We start from the raw sequence: 21,307 nt of genomic DNA, 5'->3' as shown, positions 1-21,307 counted from the left end.
CGATGCGAGGGTGACGCCCGGCGGACTGCATCGGACGGATGCGCGGCGCGCACCGTGCCCTCATCCAATCTCTTCCGAAAATTCATCCACGAAGCGTGCTAGCCGCTCGTGACGCAGCTTGGCCAGGCGCTGACCTTCCGGCGTTTGGAAATGGGCGGAGAGCTTCAATAGCTTCGTGTGAAAATGGTCGAGCGCGTATCGCGCGTCGTCCAGTGGCCGGTATTGGGCGTGCGGATCGGCATGGGCATAGAGCTGCGATCCCATGCGTCCAGCCACGTAGAAGCATCGAGCGATACCGAGTGTGCCGATGGCGTCCAGCCGATCGGCGTCTTGTAGGATTTTGGCTTCGAGCGTCTTGGGCGTGATACCGGCAGTGTAACTGTGCGCTTCGATGGCATGAGCGACGGGTTCAATCTTTTCTTCTTGCCTTCTAAGTCGTCGCAGGGTTTGCGTAGCGCGTTGGGCAGCCAGCCGAGAGGCTTGCGGGCGCAGCGGCGAATGCTTTTCCACCTGAACGCAGTCGTGCAGCAGGACGGCGGCGAACAGCACTTGTGCGTCGCCACCATCCTTTGATTGGATGGCGAACGCGTTTTTCCACACGCGTTGGAGGTGGGCGATGTCGTGAGCGCCATCGTCCCCTTCCGTGGCAAACGGAAGAAGAATTGACGCGAGGTGTGGGTATGGCGCGAAGGCTGACGTCATGCAGGAAGGGTAAAAATACGGCGATCCGGCAACTTATCCACCGGATCGGTTCGATGTGACCCATGCTCGTTCCGGATAGAAAGAGCGGATTGCTTCGGAATAGTTCCGCTTGCGCAAGGATATCCTGTTCTATCTTTTGGCGGAGGCGGCGATCAGTTCATCCATGGTCGGTGTCGGCGCAGCAGGACGTACGCTTACATGAGCCTTCTCGCGCTTGTTTCTATACTGGTATGCGCTTTTGTAGCCTGCGGCATAAGCTCGATACCTGGCACCTTTGATACAACTGGCACAAGTGTTTATTCTCGGAGAGTAAGCAGAGGGGCTTTAACATGAGTGGCGCATTGGTGATTCAAATGATTTGTTCAGGGCGGTCGTGGATACTACGCAGCAACATGTATTGTGGCCCAGTTTTTGTCGATGTGGCAGCAGGCTGGTAAACCGGACATGGACCAGGTGCGTGTCAGGCGTGTTTGGACTATGTCAATATCCACTGGACGCAGATACGTCTGAAAAAAACTTGGTGACAATTGACCTGCTCCCCGAGATTAGTACGGTGACGGTGTAGAGTCCGTTCGGAAGAGGAGCAATCGTGAAGAAACGATTCACCGAAGCACAGATTATTGGCGTGCTGAGGGAAGGCGAGGCAGGCCTGAAGCCAACCGAACTTTGCCGCAAGCATGGCATTTTAGAAGCGACGTACTACAACTGGAAAGCGAAATTCGGCGGGATGACGGTTTCGGACGCGCAGCGCTTGAAGGAGCAGGAGAACAACAAGCTCAAGCGTTTGCTGGCCGAATCGATGCTCGACAACGCGGCGTTGAAGAAGCTGCTGTCGCGAAAATAGCAAGCCCGCAGGCCAAACGCGTTCACTATGAATCGCGCCGCCGGGGTGACGACAAAGTGTTGACTGGCCGGATAATGGCCATCGCTGCTCAAAAGCGGCGCTATGGCTATCGGCGGATTCACGTGCTGTTGCAGCGCGAGGGCTGGCTGACAAACCACAAACGTATCTGGCGGCTGTACAGCAAAGCCGCACTAAGTGTGCGCAAGCGGCGACGCAAGCGCATTGCCTGTGTCGAGCGTAAGCTGTTGCCGGTGCCAACGGGGCCGAACCAAAGCGGGTCGATGGACGTCGTCGGCGATGGGTTGGCCTATGGTCGGCGCTTTCACTGCCTGACCGTGGTGGACGATGACACGCGTGAGTGCCTAGCTATCGAGGTCGATACCTCGTTGCCAGGCCTGCGAGTTAAGCAGGTGTTTGAACGGTTACGAGAGATGCGAGGCTCGCCCACTTCCATCACGGTGGACAACGGTTCGCAGTTCGCTGGTAAGGTGCTGGATGCATGGGCTGACGAAGTCGGTGTCATGCTCTCGTTCGTCTGTCCTGGCAGGCCAGTGGCAAACGCTTACATCGAGAGCTTCAACGCTCGATTCCGTGACGAATGTCTGAACGAGCACGGGTTCGTTTCCATGCACCATACCAAGCGTTTGATTGAGCAGTGGCGTATCGAGTACAACACCGAGCGGCCTCACAGCTCGCTCGGCTATCTGGCGCCGGTGCAGTTCGCGCAGGCGCACGAAGCGAAGGAATTTTTAGCCTCGGACTCTAACTGCGCTCCGTACTAAAACCGGGGGCAGGTCAGAAAGGAGGCAGTAAAATTTGGCTTAAATGAGCGTCTTGTGCAGCTCGATAGGTGCGGATACTATTTGGTGCAAGTCAAAAATCGTCATTTCGTTGCAGCCCTTTTTGAGCCACGAAGCCGGGCAGAAAAGACGCAGCTGTGGCCCTACGTTCCAGTACCGTCCAAGATTCCGCCCGTTCACCCATACGATGCCCTTAATCCAGTGACGCATGTCGAAGAACGTGTCACCGACCTCATCTAGCGTGAACGTAGCTTTGAAGAAAAGACCCGGGCGGTTAGGGTCAGCGCAACCCTGTCGCAATGATGCGAGATATGCGGAATCCATCGGAATAGGATAAGTTTTCCATCCCCGAAGCTCGTTCGAATCGAGTAGTGCGGCTTCGGTGATTCCCTTGCGATCAATGAGGTCGTCGCCATAGTTGACCCGCCCCATGGCCTCAACGAGAACGTCGAGCACCGCTTTGCCCGGCGCGACCTGTATTTGCTCACCGTTCGACACGACCCGTAGTCCTTCGGAGAGGTGGGGCTGCATTTTCATGCGGGATATGCCGCCCAGATATAAGCCATCGGCAAATATGGTTGCGTAGTCGTGAACCTTGCGCAGCGTCAATGCGCCACCGATTCCGCCTATGTCGGGCTTGCGGTACAGCACAAAGCCGGACACTTGTCCGTGATACTCGATCGGAAGCGGCGCGGCATCGGGTGCGGATTTGATCGGTTCGGGCAGGTTATCCCATATCGAAGTGAACAGATACGGCATTAGCGCATCACTTCCATAGCGCACGATCGTCGGTAGTGCAGCAGGAATTTCAGGGAGAGGCTGGCTCAAATGACTTTGAATCAGTGTCCGATAGCGGCGGTAACTGTCGGTTACTTGGCCTTGTTCGTTGATTGGGGCGAAATAGTCATAACTGGTGATATCAGGTTGATAGTCGCCAGTTTCCGGATCAATATTCGCGCCCGCCGTGAATCCAAAATTCGTGCCGCCGTGGATAACATATAAACTAAAGGAGAGACCATACCGCATGAAGTCGGCCAATTGACGTGATATATCAGAATCGCTGCCTTGGAATTTATCATCGCCCCAGTGAGTAAAAAATCCAGGATAAATTTCACCGCACATGACCATTGAACCGGGAAACTCCTCGCGGATATGTGCAAAGTCTCGCGCCTTCGGTCCGCTTAGGGCAATCGCCGTGCCTTTGAGTATCGTGCGATTTTCATACAATTGTTTTACGCCATCATCAGTAAAGAAAGGGCCTGTAATTCCTGCATTGACCCACAGTTGCCGAAGCTCTTCGAGATAGGAGCGATCTCTACCGTAGCTGGCATACTCGTTTTCTATCTGGATCATGAGAATAGGTCCACCGTTTGACAATAACAGTGGCTTAACAAGCGGCGCAAGCTCATTGATATACCGCTGGCATGCATCCATGTAACGTTTATCTTGAGCCGAACTGACGCGTAGTTTGATGTCGTCGTAGCGTAGTAAATAGGAAGGCAGCCCTCCCAGTTCCCACTCTCCGCAAATGTAAGGACCGGGCCGGAGAAGCACCCACATCCCTTCTTCCTGGCATAGACGCACGAATGCAACTATATCTCGATTTTCGGTGCAAAAATCGAATTTACCCGGCGTGGCCTCATGGTAGTTCCACATGATGTAGATCGCAATGGTATTCATGCCCATCGCTTTCGCCATCTGGATGCGATGTCGCCAGTACTCGACCGGAATACGGCTAGGATGCATCTCACCACTACGAACTTGAAATGGTTGACCATCGAGCAAGAATGTTATGCCGTCGTTGCCGAACTCAAATGTGTGGACAAACCCATCAGGTTTAATTTCTGGTTCGGTGATTTTCCGTTGCAGAAAGTGAGGTGTCCTGCACTTTACGGCACACATAGCCAGGAGCGGTGTCAGGGCAAGGGCCGACAAGAAGCTGCGTTTTTTCATGGTCGTTGCTTATATATCCGCACCTTGTAGGTGCGACTTCTTACTGAACTGTCAGCCCTGAATCATATCAGGTGCTCGCAAGATAAGCTCCCCAATGGAGGTGCTCCCCACCGAGTGTTTATGTTTAAAACTTCGAGTCAAAACGCAAATGATTGAAATATTCGATATGCCAACGCTTCTGTCGGAATTGAAGCGCAATGAAGGGCGGCGTCTGAAACCCTGCCTGATACGGCGGGCAAAACCACCATGGGTGTCGGACGCAATTTAATGGATGTCGGAATCAGTGATGTCGAATGCAACCTACTACTGGAAAACGATGTGATGCGTTCGGTAACGTGGCTCGATCGCCACCTGCCGTGGTGGCGCAGTCTCGATGCGGTACGCCAGCGCGTGATGACCAATATGGTTTTCAACATGGACGGCCAGCTACTTACGTTTGCGAACACGTTTGCCACGATGTAGCGCGGCGACTATGCGGCGGCCAGGCGCATGCTCGCCTCGTCTTGACGGCATTCCCGATTTATCTCCGACTGGGCTCGTGGGCACCGCTTCGCTGTTTGGCATCCTTGGGCAAAAGGCGCTTGAGGCCGTCGTTCAGAAATTCGTCGGGCGAATGCCGACAGGGCGGGATGGAGGCTCGGATGTTCAGTAAAACCATTGTGGCTCAACCCGTGGCGACGACCTGCCCGGAACTGCCAGCACCACCAGCGTGGGCGATGGAGCCGCCTACGCAGACCTCGACGCAGCAACTGCGCAACGCGTTTTTGCGGTCGCGGCCGATGACCAGCGGGAGATAGGCAAGCTTCGCGCGCTCCAAGGCGACGTGTGTGTGGTGGGTCGGAGATGCTGCCAATGACGCGCCGCTCGTTAGCTCGACGTGGTGCCGGGCGGTAGGCTAGTGCGTCGTCGAACTAGCGGACGTTGAAAGGGCCGAGCGGTACCGAAGGCATGAGACATATTAGAAGTCTTCTAATATCGCCTCCCCATTGCAAAAAAACGGGAAGCAATAAGAAAACCCGCGAAAGCCTTGGCTGACGCGGGTTTAAGACTGGTCGGGGCGAGAGGATTTGAACCTCCGACCACCTGCACCCCATGCAGGTACGCTACCAGGCTGCGCTACGCCCCGAAAGCGATGAAGTATAGCAGAGATGTGCACGATTGCGAACCGCATACGGTTGAGCAATGCACAGTGTCGTGGGATGCATTGATCCGCTACGCGCATTGGGTGGCAGGAATACCGGATTCGGCGTGCAACGCTCTAGCATCCGCCGGGCGAAGCCGAGCAGTCCTGCGCCGTCCGAGAGTAGCACGCTGCCGCAGGGCTTGCGCACAAACAGTGTCTTGCCGAGTGATGCCTACAGGGTCTTCAGTTGCATGCTCACAGCAGACACGGTGCACGAGGTCAGCAGCGCGGCTGGGTTGCCGGTGTTGGCGATGCCATGATTGTGCCGAGCACGTCGAGGTCGAGCGCTTTCGTGGGTCCCATTATTGGAGCGCAAGCCCCGCTATGATGCGGCGCCATTGATGACGGTTGTTGCATCAGGATCGGCTATGTGGGCAGTGTAGCGTGCATGGCCGTTTGTTTGATGCGATGGTGAGTTGGTAAGCGGGGTAAGCGGTGGACTGGCAGACTGGTGGCGTGACGAGACTGTTGAGATCGGTGGGCGGCCGGTATGTCGAATGTGGGGGACTTGCAGCCAGCATGGCGGGAGCAGGGCAGTAGCGGTTTCGGTCGCGGCAACAGATGCGAAGCATTAGAGCGCGTGGCGCACTTGCCATCATTGCGGCCCGAGCGACAAGGCTATAGTCGCCACTGCGGCTGTCCCTACAAGTTGACTATCGCAGCTTTCCTCTTTTCAAGCGGTCCATACCCATGTCTGGCAAACAAAATCGGCGCCTGGCCGACGGGCGCCTTTATGTAATCGTGCTGGCTGCCTGCGTCACTCAAGCGCATGCACAGAGCAGTGTAGCGTTGTATGGTGAATTGGACACCGGCGTCGCATGGTTGAGCTATGTCGCCGGCCATGCGCAGTATAAGGCAACCAGTGGCTTGATCGACGGCAGCTATTGGGGCGTGCAAGGCTCGGAAGACCTCGGTGGCGGAAACAAGGCGGTGTTCCGGCTCGAACGCGGCTTCGCGGTGACCAATGGGCAGTCATTGAATGATCATCCGTATTACGTCGGTTTAGGCAACGAGCGATACGGCACGATCACGTTGGGTCACCAGTACGATGCAGTCCATGACTACTTTGCACCCTTTACGCTGACGGGCGGGGCCGGCGGCACTGCATTCGCCCATCCGTTCGACAACGATAACGCGAACAACTCCTATCTGGCGCGCAATTCGATCAAGTACACCAGTGCACAATTCGCGGGTTTCAGCGCGGGCGGCATGTATGCGTTCTCGAACGCGGCGGGACAATTCGCCAACAACCGCGCGTACAGCGTCGGGGCGAGCTACCAGAATGGCCCGTTCAATGCGGGCGCTGCATACCTTCATGTGGGCGGCCGCGGCAGGACGGCAGCCGGCGCCTACGATATCGCGGCGTTGCCCGGCTCGAACCGCGACGCGTTCAATGCCACCGCCGGCGCGCAGAATACCTACGGCGTCGGCGCGAACTATGCGCTGGGAGACCTGACGCTGGGTGCCGCGTGGTCCCGTGCGACCTATACGGGTGTCGCAGATGCCGACACGGGCGCCAGTGCCCGTTCGATCGGATTCAGCAACTACGAGGTCAATGGCGTATACCAACTCATGCCCACTTTGACGCTGGCCGGCCTATATACGTACACGAAGGCGTCCGATGCGCACTGGCACCAGGGCGCCGTGCAACTCGATTATGCGCTCTCCAAGCGTACCGACACCTACATGGAGGCGATTTACCAGCGTGCATCGGCTGGCGTGCCAGCCATGATCAATACCGCCGAGCCTGCATCTGGTGGGAGCCAGCTATTGATCGCCGCGGGCGTTCGCCACCGTTTCTGATTCGCCAGCCATCATCCGCCAGCGGTCCAGCCGATCTGATGCGCCGATGTACAGACGCCCTGAGCCCTGAGCCCTAGGCACTGGGCACTGGGCACTGGGCACTGGGCACTAGGCACTGGGCACTGGGCACTGAGCGCTGGGCACTGAGCGCTGAACACCGGGCAGGGAGCACGGTGCACTGTACGTCGAGGCGTGAGGCGTCAGCGTTGCAAGGAGTCCTTGCTGGCTTGTCGCATGCTGCGCTCGAGCAGCGCGTCTAACTGGGCTGGTTCAATCGGCTTGACCAAGTGCGCGTCGAAACCGCTGGCCAACGATCGGGCACGGTCGCCCGGTTGGCCGAAGCCGGACATCGCAACGAGCGTCGAGCCGGACAGGTCCACGCTCGAACGCAGTACGACCGCCACGCCGAACCCGTCGACATTGGGCATGGCCAGGTCGGTCAGCACGAGATCCGGCAGGAACACGCGGGCGATCTCGATCGCGTGCGCGCCGTCGTAGGCCACGCGGGCCGTATGACCCTTGAGTTCGAGCAGGACGGCGAGGCTATCGGCGGAATCGCGATTGTCGTCCACGACAAGCACTCGTAGGGGTATCGACGGCGTAGACATGACGACGCTGGACGATGCTGGCGGATCCGTGTGTACCTGATGCCGGTCGATCGGCAAACGTATCGTGAACGTGCTGCCGCTGCCGAGCCCATCACTAGACGCGTCGATCGTTCCGCCGTGAAGCTCGATCAGCGAGCGGCACAGCGTCAGGCCGATCCCCAGGCCAGTATCGGTTGGATTCTGTGCGTGGTTTTCTTGCACGAACAGGTTGAAGATCGACTTCAGCCCCTGCTGCGAGATGCCTCGGCCCTGGTCGATTACACGCAGGAAGATCGTGCGCTTTCCAACAGTGACCTCAATGCTGATCCGGGCGCCACTGGGCGAGAACTTGGAGGCGTTGTCCAGCAAGTTTTGCACGGCCTGGACCAATCGTGTCATGTCACCACGGACCCAGGCCGGCTGGGGCGGCAATTGCACATGCAGGGTTTGCCAGCGCTCGTCGATGTAGGGGCGGGCCGCTTCCACGCTGCGGGCGACGACTTCCGCCATGTCGATGCAGGCCAGGCGCAGCTCCAGCTTGCCGGTGGTGATCCGCCCGATGTCCAGCAGATCGTCGACAAGCCGCGTTAAATGGCTGACCTGCCGATCGATCACGTCGTGGCAATGACGCATTGTCGCATCGACGTTCGGGGCCAGCTGCATGACGCTAACTGCATTACGCACGGGGGCGAGCGGATTGCGCAATTCATGCGCGAGCATCGCGAGAAACTCGCTCATGCGGCGGCTGGACAACTCTAGTTCCTCCAAACGCTTGTGCTCGGTCATATCGCGCGTCACTATGGTGAAGCCGAGCAGTGTGCCGGCGGCGTCGCGTACCGCTGTGATCACAACATTGGCCCAGAACAATGTGCCGTCCTTGCGCACGCGCCATGCATTGTCCTCGACACGCTCCGTGTCTGCGGCGGCTTGCAACTGCCGCTCAGGCAGGCCGTCGGTGTCATCGTCGTCGCGATAGAAGACAGACATATGGCGGCCAATGATCTCTTCTGAGCGGTACCCGTTGATCTGCATGGCGCCAGCGTTCCAGCTTGCCACGCGCCCTTGTGGATCCAGCATGAAGATGGCGTAGTCCTTGACCGATTCGACCATCAGTCTGAACCGTTCTTCGCTTTGGCGAAGCTTGTCCTCCTCTGCACGTCGCTCAGTCAAGTCGCGGGTGACTTTGGCGAAGCCGTACAATTCGCCCGATGGCGCGCGCAGCGCTGTGATCACGACATTGGCCCAGAATCTCGATCCGTCTCGACGGACGCGCCAACCTTCATCTTCAACACGGCCGAATTCGGCAGCATGCTGCAATTCATACCCGGGTTTGCCGTCCGCGATGTCGGCCGGACTGTAGAACACTGAAAAGTGGCGCCCGATGATTTCTTCGGCACGGTATCCTTTAATGTACTGAGCACCGGTATTCCAACTCGCGACGTGGCCTTGTGGGTCGAGCATGAAAATCGCGTAGTCCTTGATGTTCTGGACCATCAGTTCGAAAGCGGCGGGATCATGCAGTACGGCTCGCCCTGACATCGTGGTCACCCTTGTTTCCCCAGTTTAGCTGGCAGTACTGGCAGTCGGTCTTGCATGGCGGTATGGATTCCCAGTTTGGTGTTTTATTGATGAGCCTGCCGCTATCGCTGATACCAGTTCATCAACGGCGTAGCAGAAATGCCGTGGACCACAACCGATGCAGTGACGGCGAACAATGCAGTGGGCACGATCGCCGTGCTGGCCTGCACACCGTGCTCGACCGCGAAGGCAGTGTAGTAAAACGAACCAATTCCACGGATGCCAAACCAGCTCATCAGGCGACGCTGCACCGGCGAGGCGCGGGAGCCCACCAGTGAAATGCCCACCGCAAGTGGGCGAACAAGCAGGAACAGCGCGGCCGCTACTAGCGCATTGCGGGGACTGAACAATGGCACCGGCAAGGTGGTTAGTACATTGCCGATGACGATCATTGTGGCCATCTCCGCGATCCTCTCCAGTTCGATCGTGAAGCTGAGAATAGACTCGGCCATGTAAGCGTGTGCCTTGTCCGGATGTGCCGCAGTAGCCTGAACGTCCTGGGGATCGACTGTGCCGATCGTCGCTTGTGCTGTGCGCTCGCCGCTGGCGCGGTGCTCGACGCGACGCATCGCGACACCGGCGGCAAAGACTGCAAGGAATCCGTATGTATGGGCAAGCTCTGCAGCGCTGTACGACAACACGATCAGCCCGAGGGCAAAAAAGCCCTCCAGGCCCAGTGCTTGTGCATGCCGTGTGCGCAGCCATGCCACCACGTGGGTCGTTGCCCATCCGAGAGCGGCACCGATGCCGATTGCACCGACGCTGCCCCAGAGCGCATGAGCCATGAAGACCGGGGACAGCACCGCGGCGATCGGCCTATCTGGTTGGGCGCACAATGTAATACCTAGGAGCGCGAACGGCATGGCTGCCCCGTCGTTCAATCCACCTTCGCCGGACAGCGCAAAACGCATCTGGTCCTGATCGCGTGAATCTTGTACTTGAACGTCGTGGGCCAGCACGGGATCGGTCGGGGCCAGAATGGCGGCCATCAACAGCGCGGGACCGACTGGCAACTCTAGTACTACTATGCCGAACGCAGTCAATAACGATATCGTGACGAGCATTGCCAGCACGCCGAGCCTGAGCGGCAAGCCCCAAAGCGGATCGGCCAGCGGCACCCGCAATCGCAAGCCAATGGCGAACAGTGACACGAGCAAGGCCACCTCGGTCAACACTCGCAGCAAATGCGCGTCGCGAAAAATATCCAGCGCGAGTATTCCGGCTCCGGGCGTACCGAGCGCAGCGCCTATTGCCAGATACAGCATTGCGCTGCTGCAGGGCAGGCGCTTGAGCATCGAGCCGGCGATACCCATCACGACGAAGACGCCGCCCACGACGAGGAACCAGGTCGTTTCACGCATGATGCATGGGCGCGCTTGGTCAGATAGACGCTCGGGCGTGCATTGTCACGATCCCCGGCGCCGGCCGAATGTGTCCCGCAATGCCTGCTTGGACCGTTCCAGGATCTGGCGGCGCGACGCAGGTAAGTGCTTTCCGGCACGGTTAATGTAGAAATTTAGCATCGACATGGCCGATTGGAACGGCGTGCCGCGACGCCGTGTGCTGCGCATCGACGCGCGCTTAAGCGATTCGGCGATTTGCTGCGCTGTGCCTTGCTTGAAGACATCCGGCTCCAGGTCCAATGCGTGGCTGTGCTGAGTCACGTCGTGTGACCAACGCTTGGCACGGTTGCTGCGATGGGCGGCGCGCGCTGTCGCGTGACGCTGGCGCGGCGGGCGGCCGTTACGGTGCCGGGTGGAGGGATGGGAGCAGGTGCTGGTTGTCATGGTGGCCTCTCGGTATGCGACAACGGATATGCGGCAACGCGCTTTCGCAAGCTTCATGCCTATGCTTTACTGACTGGGCTGCCCCGGGTTGGGGCGGCAGCAGACCGGCCAGGCATGATTGATGCAAAGCTGAGATTGCTGCAAGGCGAAAGGAGTCGAAACAATGGAGCCCTCACGCCTGGTTGTATGACTCACACTGTCCACACACGGAGTACGCCATATTACGGATGTCATCACTGAGGGACATACAAGCGATTCGCAAGCTTGCCGCCGAACGGTTTGAGCAAGGGGCGACGACTGTCGGTTACGTTGCTGACCGGCAAGCGGTTGCCGAGTTGCTCAACGATGCGTTGGCAACCGAGACGGTGAATGCACTGCGGTATCGTCGAGATGGCTTCATGGCGGCCGGGATGCATTTGATTCGGGTCGCGCACGCGCTCCGCCAATGCTCGGACGATGCGTGGCGGTACGCTGCTGCATTGGCGCAACGTATCGTTGAACTTAGCGGCATCCCCGACTTTGCGCCTGAGTCACTTCCCGCCCGGAGTCACCCGGAGCATCGAGAGGGGGCTTCGTTGCAGGAGAGGGGTGAGCAGAACTGAGTGGCGGCGCGAGTGGCAATCGAAGCTACCGTGAGATCGTCGAATACATTGGGCAGGGCGACCCGACGTCCCGGCGCACCATGGAGGCGGCGTTGGCCATGCACGAAAGGTATGCGGAGGGACTGGCTACCGTCGTGTCGTCGTGTCCCATCGTCTGACGGTTTTCATCTGCTTGTGCGACTGGCACGCGCGCAAGAAGTTTAGTCATGTGCCGATGGCCGTTGCCGGTCTTTGATTTGGGGGAGAATGCTATGCTTCGTTACGCTGTTATTTTTTTCATTATTGCCATCATCGCCGCCGTATTCGGCTTTGGCGGAATTGCTACGGGCGCAGTTGAAATCGCAAAAATACTGTTTTTCATCTTCCTCGTGATTTCTCTGGCGACGCTGCTGCTTGGCCTGATCAGGCGATAATCGCTACTGTATGAAAGACTCGGAGCAACGCAATCTGCATGAGACGGTGGCGGGCGTGCGGATTTCGCATCCCGATCGGGTGATGGATCCGCACACCGGTACCCGCAAAATTGACCTGGTTCGCTATTTCGAATGGGTGGCGCCGGTGTTGCTGCCTCATCTGCGCGCACGGCCCGTCGGATTATTGCGCGCACCGGGCGGAATCGATGCGGAGTTGTTCTTTCAAAGGCATAGCGACCGGCTTGCGATACCGCATGTCACGCAGCACGAAGGCCTGGACCCTGGACACAAGCCATTGATTACCATCGACAATACGGCGGCGCTGGTGGGGGCCGTCCAAATGGACGTAATCGAACTCCATACATGGAACGCCCAGCTTCCTGCCATCGAACGTCCCGACCGGCTTGTCTTTGATCTCGATCCCGACCCAGCGTTGCCGTGGCGCGCTATGCTCGAGGCCGCCGAACGTCTGCGCACTGTGTTGGCTGACCTCGGCTTACAGTGCTGGTGCAAGACCAGCGGCGGAAAGGGATTGCATGTGGTCGTCCCGTTGGACGCACATGCCGGCTGGGACGACGCCAAGGCGTTCTCGCAGCGCGTTGCCCGCCATATGGCTACCGTCTGGCCAGCGCAGTTTGGCGCGAAAATGGGCGAGCAGAACCGCCGGGGCAAGATCTTCGTCGATTACCTGCGCAACAGCCGCGGCGCAACCACGATCGCCGCCTATGTACCGCGCGCTCGACCAGGGATGGCTGTGTCGATGCCGCTCACGTGGGACGAGGTGCCTCGCACAAGCCGCGCGGCGCAATGGACATTGCGCAACATCGCCGAGCGGCTCGACCAATTAGGCGCGGACCCCTGGGCCAGCTATTGGAGCACGCGCCAGCGCATCACAGCGGCGATGCTTGAGCGCTTGGAGCCGGGCGGCGAGAGCGCCTGAGCGCGCCGCGCGTGCGGGGCACTCAATCTATCCATACACCCGTCTGTCGGGTGCCATGCCCGGCCGCCGCGATCTATCTTGTGCTTGGGACTACGCGCGCTTGCCCTGTTCGGCCAGTTCATCGCTGCTGTGCGCTGTGCCCAACTCGGTGTCGTCAATAGCCATGAATTCGTCAGCAAACTTCTGGTCACACTGCATCTCGTGCTTGCGTGCCGTCACCACGCTCATCCTGAGAGCGGCGACATAGCTTCCATGATGTCTCCTAGCGGATGGCTCAGCGTGCATGCTGTGTTGGGTGACATGCAGCCTTCGAATACCGCACTTGGCATGCCGGAGGCCACGGGGTCGTCAGTAGGTTTGTGCCTGGATCGTCGGGTCGGCCCAGACGGTTGCCGTGGCAGGTACAACGGCGACCTTGCTCGACATTCGACGGTGAATGTCTTCCCGCTCCGTTGTAAAAAGGGCACGGGTAAGGCGTAACCATCGCACGCCGGGATTGGCATGTGCTCACCGCCTGACGGCCCATTACGCAATTGGCACGAGTGTTGCTCGCTCATGAGACAGCGGTCCACGTCGCATTGGGCGTGCGTGGTCGTGCTTGTTTTTCAAAACCGAAGGATTACCGAAAATGCCCCAACTACTGGAACAACGCATGCGTCAGTCGCTAGCATTGACGCCGCGACTGCAGCAGTCGGTGCGCCTTTTGCAGCTGTCTTCCGTCGAGTTCCAGCAAGAGCTGCGCGCGGCGCTGGACTCTAATCCTTTTCTCGAGGACGACTCGTTGAGCGGAGCTGAAGATGCGGTATCGGATACGCTGACCAGCGCCGGCTGTGATAGTGGGGATGGCGCATTGCCGTCCTGCGCCGAACCCATCACCAGCGGCACAGAGGCCGCCGGCGTGGCTGCGGAAACACCCTATTCGGATACGGCCACAACGGATTTTGCTGGTGATCCGTATGATCACGGCCCCATTCGCGAGTACAGTGGCGCGGACAACAGCGACCCGACTGCCTGGTTACGCATTCAGCCGTCGCTACGCGAGCAATTGCAGGGCACGTTGTGCCTGTATCGCCTTGATGAGCGCGATCGGGAGTTGGCGCAATTGGTGATCGAGGCGCTGGACGACGATGGTTACCTGCGTCAGCCCCTGTCAGAGCTGGCCGCGCTCGCCGAGCTTGGCACGCCCCCCACGGACGAGGAACTGCTGGTCGCGCTACGTTTTGTGCAATCATTGGACAAGCCTGGTATCGGCGCCCGTTCATTGTCCGAGTGCTTGCTGCTGCAGTTGAACGCGATGCCGGATGACACGCCACGGCGCGACATTGCGCGTGAGATCATCGTGCATCACTTGGAGCGGCTGGCGCGGCGCGAACTCGGTGAATTGCAGAAGCATATCGGTTGCAGCACGCGCGCGTTGCACGAGGCCTGTGCGCTCATCCGCAAGCTTGATCCGAAGCCCGGCAATGCCTATGGACGGGCTGAGGACAACTATGTTGTGCCGGACGTGATCGTGCGGCAGGCACGCGACAAGTTCGTCGTTACCGTGAATCCCGCCGTGCTACCGCGCGCTCGGATTAACCGGATGTACGCGGATTTGTTTGCACAAGCATCGGGCACTAACCGCTCGCCGCTGGGGCAGCAATTGCAGGAAGCGCGCTGGCTGTTGCGTAACGCGCAGCAGCGCTTTGATACGATCCAGCGGGTCGCCGAATGCATCGTGGCCCACCAAAAGGCGTTCTTCCTATACGGTGAAATCGCACTAAAGCCGTTGGTGCTGCGTGACGTTGCGGATGAGCTTGGCCTGCACGAGTCGACGATCTCGCGCGCCACGGGCAACAAATACATGGCGACGCCGCGCGGCATATTCGAGTTCAAGCACTTCTTTCCCCGTGAACTGTGCACCCAGAGCGGCGGAACGTGTTCCGCGGCGGCCGTGCGAGCATTGCTTAAGGAAATGATCGATGCCGAGAGTGCGCGCGATCCATTGTCCGACGTCACGCTTGCGCGGATGCTGACGCAGCAGGGTATCCAGGTGGCCCGGCGTACCGTGACTAAGTATCGGCAACAAATGAAGGTGCCACCGGCAGACTTGCGCCGGCAGGCGTAAAGCCGTCGTTGGCGGTCTGTGCAGCGCGGTGCTGGGAAGCGGGCGTGGCCGCTCCCACGTGACCGCGCACCGCGTTGCTCAGCCCCCGTATATGTCGAAATCGAAGTACTTCTGCTCGAGCTTTTTGTAAGTGCCATCGTTGAGCATATCGGAGATGGCCTTGTTGATCATCACCTTCAGGTCGGTGTCTTTCTTGCGCAGGCCGATGCCCGCGCCGATACCCAGCGTTTTTTCGTCTTGCAGGCTAGGGCCGACGAATGCGTATCCTTTGCCGTGCGGCGTCTTCAGAAAGCCAACGTCGGCTTGTACCGTGTCTTGCAGCGCGGCGTCCAGGCGGCCGGCGAGCAGGTCGGCATAGACCTGATCTTGATTCTGGTAGGAAACGACCTCGACGCCCTGAGGCATCCAGTACGTCTTCGCGTATGTTTCTTGAATGGTGCCTTGTTCGACGCCCACGCGCTTACCCTTGAGCGATTCCGGCGTCGGCTGGATGCTCGAGCCGACTTTGGCTACCAGCCGCGTCGGCGTGTTGAACAGTTTGGCCGAGAACGCGACCTGCTTGGCGCGCTGCGGCGTCATTGTCATTGAGGACAGCACGCCGTCGAACTTACGCGCCTTGAGGGCGGGAATCATGCCGTCAAAATTGTTCTCGACCCACATGCACTTGGCGTGCAAGCGACGGCAGATCTCGTTGCCCAGGTCGATGTCGAAGCCGACTAGCTTGCCGTCCGCGGCCTTCGATTCGAAAGGCGGATAGCTCGCTTCGACGCCGAAGCGGATAGTGGACCAGTCCTTGGCGTAAGTGCCGGCGGATGCGCCGAAGGCGACAATCGCGACAGACACAGCGGCAAATAGTTTTTTCACTTTTATCCCCTTTTGAGCCTTGGTGGGTGGTAGATTGACATGCATTCCTCCTGTAAGAGGAACGTATCGGCGGGTGCACCACGCACGAACCGGTGAGCCGCGCGTGCTGCCTCTGCGCCGCGCAGAGTAGCAGTCTAGACACGCCGCGTCGAGAGGGTGGCGCTCAAGTATGTATTTAATAGGGACAGGCTTGTCGGATTTTGACCGTCGAAAGGCCGTGCGTTGGACTAGATGACGGGGGACAATAGGTTGCTTAAACGGGGAAAACAGGAGAAGCACAATGGGCGCGGGGCACACCGCCGCTGGATCTGACGAGCCGCACGGCGCGCACGGGGACAAGCTGCTGACCCGTGCCGTCGTGCAGACACTGTGCCGCGTCGCCTTGGATAATTTTGGCGCCATGCAACATGATGTGAGTTGGGTGCACCGCTCGTTACACACGTTGGCGGCCAGCGAAGCGTTCAGCGCGCCATTGGTAGGCTTTACTGACGCGCTGCGTAGCGCGGCTGAAGTGGTCGCCCATGCTGCTACCGACGGCGACCCGGCGTCTGTGAGCGCGTGCGGCCATCGCCCTGCCGAGGCACTGCGGCGATTGGTACGCGCATGCCAGTTAATGGAGCAGAATCTGCCGACAGGCGACGGCGTGGCGGTGCGTGCGATCGCGATGCTCGATTGGCACTATCGGTTGCTCTCCGATGCGTTCGGGCTGACGCCGGCGGGGCCCCCGCCGCGCCCGCCGCTCTGCGCATTCATTGCCGCTGCCGCATTCGACTGCGATATGCTCGAGCGCGCCCCGCATGCCGAGCAAGATTCCGCCGAACCGAAGCTGGAGAGCTTTATCGAATTGATGCAACGCTATAAATTGATTGAGCGGGGCGATACGGATTGGTTCGACAATTAGGCTTATGGGTGCAGACGGGCCGCTACGCCGGCGAGGCAGGTAGGCAACGGGCCCAGCGACGTGGCGGGTGTCAAGCGACATGAGGGCGCGGCAGAGTCAGCACTCGGCGACCTTCGCGTCGGCGTGCGAAATACCACGTTGCGCGGCAATGCTTGGGCGCTAGCCGTCGCTGATGCCATAGACCAAGCCTGCCGCTACCCGACAGCGCCACCGACGCAGGGCTCTATGCTACGGCCCTTCAACCGTATCAGGCCAAGCAGTATGTCCAGGTATGGCGTCGGCACGCCGCTCATCCGGGCAAGCTCATACGGCGCGCCGACGATTCCATCGATTTCCATCGGCCTGCCGGCTTCGGCATCCTGCAACATCGATGTCTTGAACGCACCGAGTTGGCGTGTCTGAGCATTGCGTTGCTCGACACTCATGCCCATGTCCAGCCCCAGCTTCGCACCGATGGCTTGTGCTTCCCGCATTACTTCGACGACCAGGCGTGCTGTGAGCGGGTCGTCCAGGATCACGTCGGCGGTTGAACCGGTGAGTACGCTGATTGGGTTCATCGTCATGTTGCCCCACAGCTTCGCCCAAATCTCATGTTGGATCGAAGAGGCGAGCGACACGTCGAAACGGGCGTCTCGCAGCAGCCGGACAATCTCATGCTGGACCGTGTCGTCGGTGTCATGCGGTGTTCGAGCGATTAGCCGGTTGCCCTTGTTGCGCACGATCACGCCGGGTGCGCGCACCGATGCGGCCAGGTGCACGACCAAGCCATCGGCCTGTGCCACGGGCAGCGCTGCGGACACGGCGCCGCCAGGGTCCACCGATTCGAGCCGTCGATCGGCGCATGCGCCACCGAATTGGTGCAGGAACCACCATGGCACGCCGTTCATGACTGACACAATCCGCGTGTGCGGGCCGATCAATGGCGCTAGCGATGCTGCCGCATCGACCAGTGCATGGCCTTTTAGGCACACGAACACGATGTCCTGGACGCCGAGCGCGGCAGGGTCATCTGTGGCGTGCGCGTGCACACTCGTGGACTCGCCCTCCTCGATCAACGTCAGTCCGCGTGAGTGGATCGCCTCGAGTTGCGCGCCACGGGCCAGCACGTTGACCGGAACGCCGGTCTGCACAAGCCTGCCCGCCAGCAGTCCGCCGACTGCGCCAGCGCCCACGATGGTGATATTCCTGGGCATCAACGCGTCACTCCTTGTAGGATGGATCGATGCGTTCAACGCGGCGGATCAATGCGGCCAGCACGTCCTCACCGGCGCCGGTGTCCGGGGAGAACTGCAACGCGTCGCGCGTGGCGCGCGCGGTGACGTGCGCGGGGATGGATAGCACGTCACCGCGCATCGACTCAGTTAAAACCTGGATTTCGCACGCGCGATTTAGCGTCCACAGCAAGACAAACGCATGCGCCAGCGTGCGGCCGTGCGACAGCAATCCGTGGTTGCGCAGGATCAGCAGGCGCTTGTCGCTGAGCGAAGCCAATAGCCGCTGCTGTTCATCTGCATGCACGGTGATGCCCTCAAATGTGTGATAGGCGACCATATCGTGCAGCTGCGCCGCATAGAAGTTCGAATAGGATAATCCGTCGCGCATGCAGGCGACCGCCAGCCCGGCAGATGTATGTACGTGCATCACGCAATGTGCATCGTCCACGTTGCGATGGATTGCGCTGTGAATGATGTAGCCGGCCGGGTTGATCGGATAGTCGCTGGTGCTCAGGATGTTGCCGTCCACGTCGATCTTCACCAGGTTCGACGCAGTTACCTCGTCATAGGTAAGGCCGAACGGATTGATCAGAAAATGCTTGTCCGGCCCCGGCACACGAAGCGTGATGTGGTTGAAGATCAGTTCGGTCCAGCCGAGCAGGTGGAAGACCCGATAGGTGGCGGCGAGTTGCACGCGGGCGTGCCATTCGTTGGCAGTGCACCAGGATGGGGGCGCCGTATGCTGCGGTGTGGCCATGTTCGTCTCCTTGTGGCCGGCACGTCATGCTGGTCGTGCCGGATCGGGCATCGGTGACTATCGTAACGGCTTATCGATGTACGTGCAACCGATATGATGCGTGCGCACGCATCATATCGGTTGCCGGATGACGCAGAAAGCGGGCAGAGGAGCTGGGTGGGGGCCGTGGTGGTGTGGCTTGATGGAGCGGACGGAAAAAGTGGGCTGGGAAAGCGGAATGACAGAGGGTGTTGTCAAAAAGTGTAAGCAGGCAGCGTAAGCACAGAGCGCCGGGATAGCAGTGGTATGCTGGATGCTCGTTTTACTATCGATTGTCAATGTCCCGATCGTCCATGCGTACCCGACGTCCCGCTCCGAGCCCGATCGACCAGCTTTTCACCTACCGGCTGCATTGGCTCACAAAGCTGACCGACAAGGTAATGAACGATGCATTTGTTGCTCGTCTGGGGTTGCCGTTGACCGAGGCGCGCGTGCTGCTTAGCGTCGGCTCGTTCGGTCCGTTGTCGGTATCGGAACTCGGGCGCGCGTCGAACCTGGATCGCAGCCAGGCGAGTCGTGCCACCGACGTGCTTGGCAAGAAGGGTTTGCTGACTAAAGAGGCGGACGAGGAAGACGGTCGTGGCGTGCGCATCGCGCTCACGACGAAAGGCGCCTCGTTGTTTCGCAAGGCCGCATCGATTTCCTGCGAACGTAACGATGCGATCCTCGCGGTGTTGTCCGAGGCTGAACGCGTAGCGCTGGCCCAGACGCTGGACAAGATTCTCGCCAGCGTGCTGCAAGGATAGCGGTTGGCGAGGGCATCCGGGCCAGCACACATCCGCGACGCCAATGCCGCGTTCCTGCCGGGATGAAATTGCCGCGATGATCGCATGAACGCCGCCCTCAGCCATTGATTGGAATGTTTGCTCGATCCCTTTGAGGGTTTTTCCGCGTAGATTAGACAGACAGGCCTGCCTAGTATCGGTTTGTCGCGACTCCGATGGTCCAACATTGGGCTCGTCCGCTCGCTGGTGTCCGTCGTGGAGGCGGGGATCGCAAAAATGGCAGACCTGGTTCGTGCAAGTGGCCGCGTGCTTCGGCCCGGGCGCGTTGCGGGCGCCGCTTTGCTTTACGGTATCGGCTGTCCGCCGCCGGCGCGCTTGCAATCTTCAACGCATCAATAATATGGAGTCTGCCGTGAACCAATTGATTTCAAAGACGTTGACGCGCATGTCTTGTGCCGTTGCTATGAGCCTTGGCCTGTTGGCCGTTTCCGGCATGGCACGCGCCGACGATGTGCAGCCGAACAGCGAGCCTTGCGACGCGCCTTGGGACGCCAAGGCGATCTACCAGGGCGGTGAGGTGGTCAGTTACGCCGGGCGAAACTACACTGCGGCCTACTGGACGCAGGGCAACGCGCCCGACCTGAACAGTGGCGACGGCAATACTGGGCAGCCGTGGCGTATCGGGCAAACTTGCAACGTGGTCGCCAATGTGGCTAGCGGCAATCCGGATGCCAATTTCTCCCCTGCGACATTGCAATTCTTGAAGAAGAATACGGGCTTGGACGGCGAGCAGTGGAACAACATCATGAAGCTGATCAACAAGCCGGAGCAGGACTCGCTGCAATGGACGAAGTACTATGGGTACTGTCAAAACATCCATGATGATCGTGGCTATACGATCGGGATTTTCGGCGCGACCACGGGCGGTTCGAACGATACTGGGCCTGACGGTCCCGAGCTATTCAAAACGTTTGATGCGCTTAGTGGTGCCAAGATTCCGTCTGCGGAAGGCGGACTGACCCGCATTGGCGCGCATGGCAAGATGTCCGGCGCGATCCTAAAGATCTCGGACAGCAGCAAGACCTTTTGCAGCAAGGTCAACGCCCAGCAGAACAACCCGACATGGCGCGAGGCGATGTGGCGCACGTTCTACAACGTGGACATCCAATACAGCGTGCAACAGGCTCGTCAACGCGGCTTTAGCAGCGCGCTGACGATCGGATCGTTCGTCGACACGGCGTTGAACCAGGGGGCGGACGGCGGCAAGGACTCGCTAAAGGCGCTGCTCGCGCGCTCCGGCGACAGCCCGAACGAGAAGACCTTCATGACGCGGTTCTATGCTGAGCGGACCAAGGTCGTCGACACGCACGACTACAACACCTCGCCCAACGGTAAGAACCGGGTCAAGCAATGGAGCAAGCTGATGGACCAAGGCGAGACGAACTTGAAGAACGCCGACGCGGCGATCGTCAAGGTCACGAACTGGCAATTGCACTAGCCGTCGGGCG

The 21,307-nt window shown here is 59.4% G+C and carries 19 protein-coding genes, 1 tRNA gene and 2 pseudogenes; 12 read left to right on the top strand and 10 right to left on the bottom strand.

The genetic code is table 11. From position 1 onward, the window contains the following. Nucleotides 1-60: 60 nt before the first annotated feature. A complete protein-coding gene (locus tag IHE30_RS02205; protein WP_337688489.1) occupies nt 61-702 on the bottom strand; it encodes an HD domain-containing protein in 642 nt (213 codons plus the stop codon). Between the two features lie 589 nt (nt 703-1,291). On the opposite strand from IHE30_RS02205, the gene IHE30_RS02200 reads away from it, so the two are divergent. Further along, nucleotides 1,292-1,546: a transposase gene (locus tag IHE30_RS02200; protein ID WP_337688488.1), complete on the top strand. Its 255-nt coding sequence runs from the start codon at nt 1,292-1,294 to the stop codon at nt 1,544-1,546. After that, nucleotides 1,498-2,328, top strand: coding sequence for an IS3 family transposase (locus tag IHE30_RS02195; RefSeq protein WP_337688974.1), 831 nt, complete (start codon nt 1,498-1,500; stop codon nt 2,326-2,328). The genes IHE30_RS02200 and IHE30_RS02195 overlap by 49 nt, the downstream gene beginning before the upstream one ends. A gap of 39 nt (nt 2,329-2,367) precedes the next feature. Here IHE30_RS02195 and IHE30_RS02190 read toward each other — a convergent pair whose 3' ends face one another. Then, a complete protein-coding gene (locus tag IHE30_RS02190) occupies nt 2,368-4,299 on the bottom strand; it encodes a beta-galactosidase (protein ID WP_337688487.1) in 1,932 nt (643 codons plus the stop codon). Between the two features lie 267 nt (nt 4,300-4,566). On the opposite strand from IHE30_RS02190, the gene IHE30_RS02185 reads away from it, so the two are divergent. Both IHE30_RS02185 and IHE30_RS02175 read left to right on the top strand, forming a co-directional pair. Then, entirely contained in the window at nt 4,567-4,761 is a 195-nt protein-coding gene (locus IHE30_RS02185; protein ID WP_337688486.1) for a hypothetical protein, read from the top strand. 211 nt (nt 4,762-4,972) lie between these two features. Then, a pseudogene (locus IHE30_RS02175) lies at nt 4,973-5,155 on the top strand (lysis system i-spanin subunit Rz); the annotation flags it as partial. 193 nt (nt 5,156-5,348) lie between these two features. On the opposite strand, the gene IHE30_RS02170 reads toward IHE30_RS02175, so the two are convergent. Continuing rightward, nucleotides 5,349-5,425, bottom strand: a tRNA-Pro gene (locus tag IHE30_RS02170). A 747-nt stretch (nt 5,426-6,172) separates the two neighbouring features. Here IHE30_RS02170 and IHE30_RS02165 point away from each other — a divergent pair. Continuing rightward, nucleotides 6,173-7,285, top strand: a complete 1,113-nt coding sequence (locus tag IHE30_RS02165; RefSeq protein ID WP_337688484.1) for a porin — start codon at nt 6,173-6,175, stop codon at nt 7,283-7,285. A 200-nt stretch (nt 7,286-7,485) separates the two neighbouring features. Here IHE30_RS02165 and IHE30_RS02160 read toward each other — a convergent pair whose 3' ends face one another. The 3 genes from IHE30_RS02160 to IHE30_RS02150 form a co-directional block, all read right to left on the bottom strand. Next, complete coding sequence (locus tag IHE30_RS02160; protein ID WP_337688972.1) at nt 7,486-9,411, bottom strand: PAS domain-containing hybrid sensor histidine kinase/response regulator; 1,926 nt, start codon at nt 9,409-9,411, stop codon at nt 7,486-7,488. 101 nt (nt 9,412-9,512) lie between these two features. Further along, a complete protein-coding gene (locus IHE30_RS02155; RefSeq protein WP_337688483.1) occupies nt 9,513-10,811 on the bottom strand; it encodes a cation:proton antiporter in 1,299 nt (432 codons plus the stop codon). 45 nt (nt 10,812-10,856) lie between these two features. After that, entirely contained in the window at nt 10,857-11,237 is a 381-nt protein-coding gene (locus IHE30_RS02150; RefSeq protein WP_337688482.1) for a DUF3175 domain-containing protein, read from the bottom strand. A gap of 227 nt (nt 11,238-11,464) precedes the next feature. Between IHE30_RS02150 and IHE30_RS02145 the strand changes: the two genes are divergently transcribed. From IHE30_RS02145 to ligD, 3 genes and pseudogenes are all read left to right on the top strand, one after another. Next, a complete protein-coding gene (locus IHE30_RS02145) occupies nt 11,465-11,839 on the top strand; it encodes a ferritin-like domain-containing protein (protein WP_337688481.1) in 375 nt (124 codons plus the stop codon). A 251-nt stretch (nt 11,840-12,090) separates the two neighbouring features. Next, on the top strand, nt 12,091-12,252 hold the full coding sequence (locus tag IHE30_RS02140; protein ID WP_337688480.1) for a DUF1328 domain-containing protein: 162 nt from the start codon (nt 12,091-12,093) through the stop codon (nt 12,250-12,252). A 46-nt stretch (nt 12,253-12,298) separates the two neighbouring features. Further along, a pseudogene (gene ligD, locus IHE30_RS02135) lies at nt 12,299-13,192 on the top strand (non-homologous end-joining DNA ligase); the annotation flags it as partial. Nucleotides 13,193-13,282: 90 nt separating this feature from the next. Here ligD and IHE30_RS02130 read toward each other — a convergent pair. Beyond that, nucleotides 13,283-13,411, bottom strand: coding sequence for a hypothetical protein (locus tag IHE30_RS02130; protein ID WP_337688479.1), 129 nt, complete (start codon nt 13,409-13,411; stop codon nt 13,283-13,285). A gap of 409 nt (nt 13,412-13,820) precedes the next feature. On the opposite strand from IHE30_RS02130, the gene IHE30_RS02125 reads away from it, so the two are divergent. Continuing rightward, on the top strand, nt 13,821-15,299 hold the full coding sequence (locus IHE30_RS02125; RefSeq protein ID WP_337688478.1) for an RNA polymerase factor sigma-54: 1,479 nt from the start codon (nt 13,821-13,823) through the stop codon (nt 15,297-15,299). 78 nt (nt 15,300-15,377) lie between these two features. Here the strand turns inward: IHE30_RS02125 and IHE30_RS02120 are convergent, their stop codons facing one another. Beyond that, nucleotides 15,378-16,163, bottom strand: coding sequence for an ABC transporter substrate-binding protein (locus IHE30_RS02120; protein ID WP_337688477.1), 786 nt, complete (start codon nt 16,161-16,163; stop codon nt 15,378-15,380). A 280-nt stretch (nt 16,164-16,443) separates the two neighbouring features. Between IHE30_RS02120 and IHE30_RS02115 the strand changes: the two genes are divergently transcribed. After that, nucleotides 16,444-17,064, top strand: coding sequence for a hypothetical protein (locus IHE30_RS02115; protein ID WP_337688475.1), 621 nt, complete (start codon nt 16,444-16,446; stop codon nt 17,062-17,064). Nucleotides 17,065-17,258: 194 nt separating this feature from the next. On the opposite strand, the gene IHE30_RS02110 is transcribed toward IHE30_RS02115, so the two are convergent. Both IHE30_RS02110 and IHE30_RS02105 read right to left on the bottom strand, forming a co-directional pair. Then, the gene (locus tag IHE30_RS02110; protein ID WP_443193591.1) at nt 17,259-18,284 is read right to left on the bottom strand and encodes a 2-dehydropantoate 2-reductase; all 1,026 of its coding nucleotides are present in this window, start codon (nt 18,282-18,284) and stop codon (nt 17,259-17,261) included. After that, nucleotides 18,265-19,035, bottom strand: coding sequence for a class II aldolase/adducin family protein (locus IHE30_RS02105; protein ID WP_337688473.1), 771 nt, complete (start codon nt 19,033-19,035; stop codon nt 18,265-18,267). Before IHE30_RS02105 ends, IHE30_RS02110 begins: the two co-directional genes overlap by 20 nt. A gap of 317 nt (nt 19,036-19,352) precedes the next feature. Here IHE30_RS02105 and IHE30_RS02100 point away from each other — a divergent pair, with 317 nt between their 5' ends. Continuing rightward, complete coding sequence (locus tag IHE30_RS02100; RefSeq protein WP_337688472.1) at nt 19,353-19,820, top strand: MarR family winged helix-turn-helix transcriptional regulator; 468 nt, start codon at nt 19,353-19,355, stop codon at nt 19,818-19,820. Between the two features lie 391 nt (nt 19,821-20,211). Continuing rightward, nucleotides 20,212-21,297, top strand: coding sequence for a chitosanase (locus tag IHE30_RS02095; protein ID WP_337688471.1), 1,086 nt, complete (start codon nt 20,212-20,214; stop codon nt 21,295-21,297). Nucleotides 21,298-21,307: the final 10 nt, after the last annotated feature.

This window comes from Mycetohabitans sp. B46, assembly GCF_037389205.1.
Lineage (GTDB): Bacteria > Pseudomonadota > Gammaproteobacteria > Burkholderiales > Burkholderiaceae > Mycetohabitans.
This window is presented reverse-complemented; position numbering and strand designations above follow the sequence as displayed.

Excerpts from the sequence above, each read along its gene's own strand:
- IHE30_RS02205 (WP_337688489.1), bottom strand. The coding sequence starts at position 702 with ATGACGTCAGCCTTCGCGCCATACCCACACCTCGCGTCAATTCTTCTT.
- IHE30_RS02190 (WP_337688487.1), bottom strand. The coding sequence starts at position 4,299 with ATGAAAAAACGCAGCTTCTTGTCGGCCCTTGCCCTGACACCGCTCCTG.
- IHE30_RS02185 (WP_337688486.1), top strand. The coding sequence starts at position 4,567 with ATGGATGTCGGAATCAGTGATGTCGAATGCAACCTACTACTGGAAAAC.
- IHE30_RS02165 (WP_337688484.1), top strand. The coding sequence starts at position 6,173 with ATGTCTGGCAAACAAAATCGGCGCCTGGCCGACGGGCGCCTTTATGTA.
- IHE30_RS02160 (WP_337688972.1), bottom strand. The coding sequence starts at position 9,411 with ATGTCAGGGCGAGCCGTACTGCATGATCCCGCCGCTTTCGAACTGATG.
- IHE30_RS02155 (WP_337688483.1), bottom strand. The coding sequence starts at position 10,811 with ATGCGTGAAACGACCTGGTTCCTCGTCGTGGGCGGCGTCTTCGTCGTG.
- IHE30_RS02150 (WP_337688482.1), bottom strand. The coding sequence starts at position 11,237 with ATGACAACCAGCACCTGCTCCCATCCCTCCACCCGGCACCGTAACGGC.
- IHE30_RS02145 (WP_337688481.1), top strand. The coding sequence starts at position 11,465 with ATGTCATCACTGAGGGACATACAAGCGATTCGCAAGCTTGCCGCCGAA.
- IHE30_RS02140 (WP_337688480.1), top strand. The coding sequence starts at position 12,091 with ATGCTTCGTTACGCTGTTATTTTTTTCATTATTGCCATCATCGCCGCC.
- IHE30_RS02125 (WP_337688478.1), top strand. The coding sequence starts at position 13,821 with ATGCCCCAACTACTGGAACAACGCATGCGTCAGTCGCTAGCATTGACG.
- IHE30_RS02115 (WP_337688475.1), top strand. The coding sequence starts at position 16,444 with ATGGGCGCGGGGCACACCGCCGCTGGATCTGACGAGCCGCACGGCGCG.
- IHE30_RS02105 (WP_337688473.1), bottom strand. The coding sequence starts at position 19,035 with ATGGCCACACCGCAGCATACGGCGCCCCCATCCTGGTGCACTGCCAAC.
- IHE30_RS02100 (WP_337688472.1), top strand. The coding sequence starts at position 19,353 with ATGTCCCGATCGTCCATGCGTACCCGACGTCCCGCTCCGAGCCCGATC.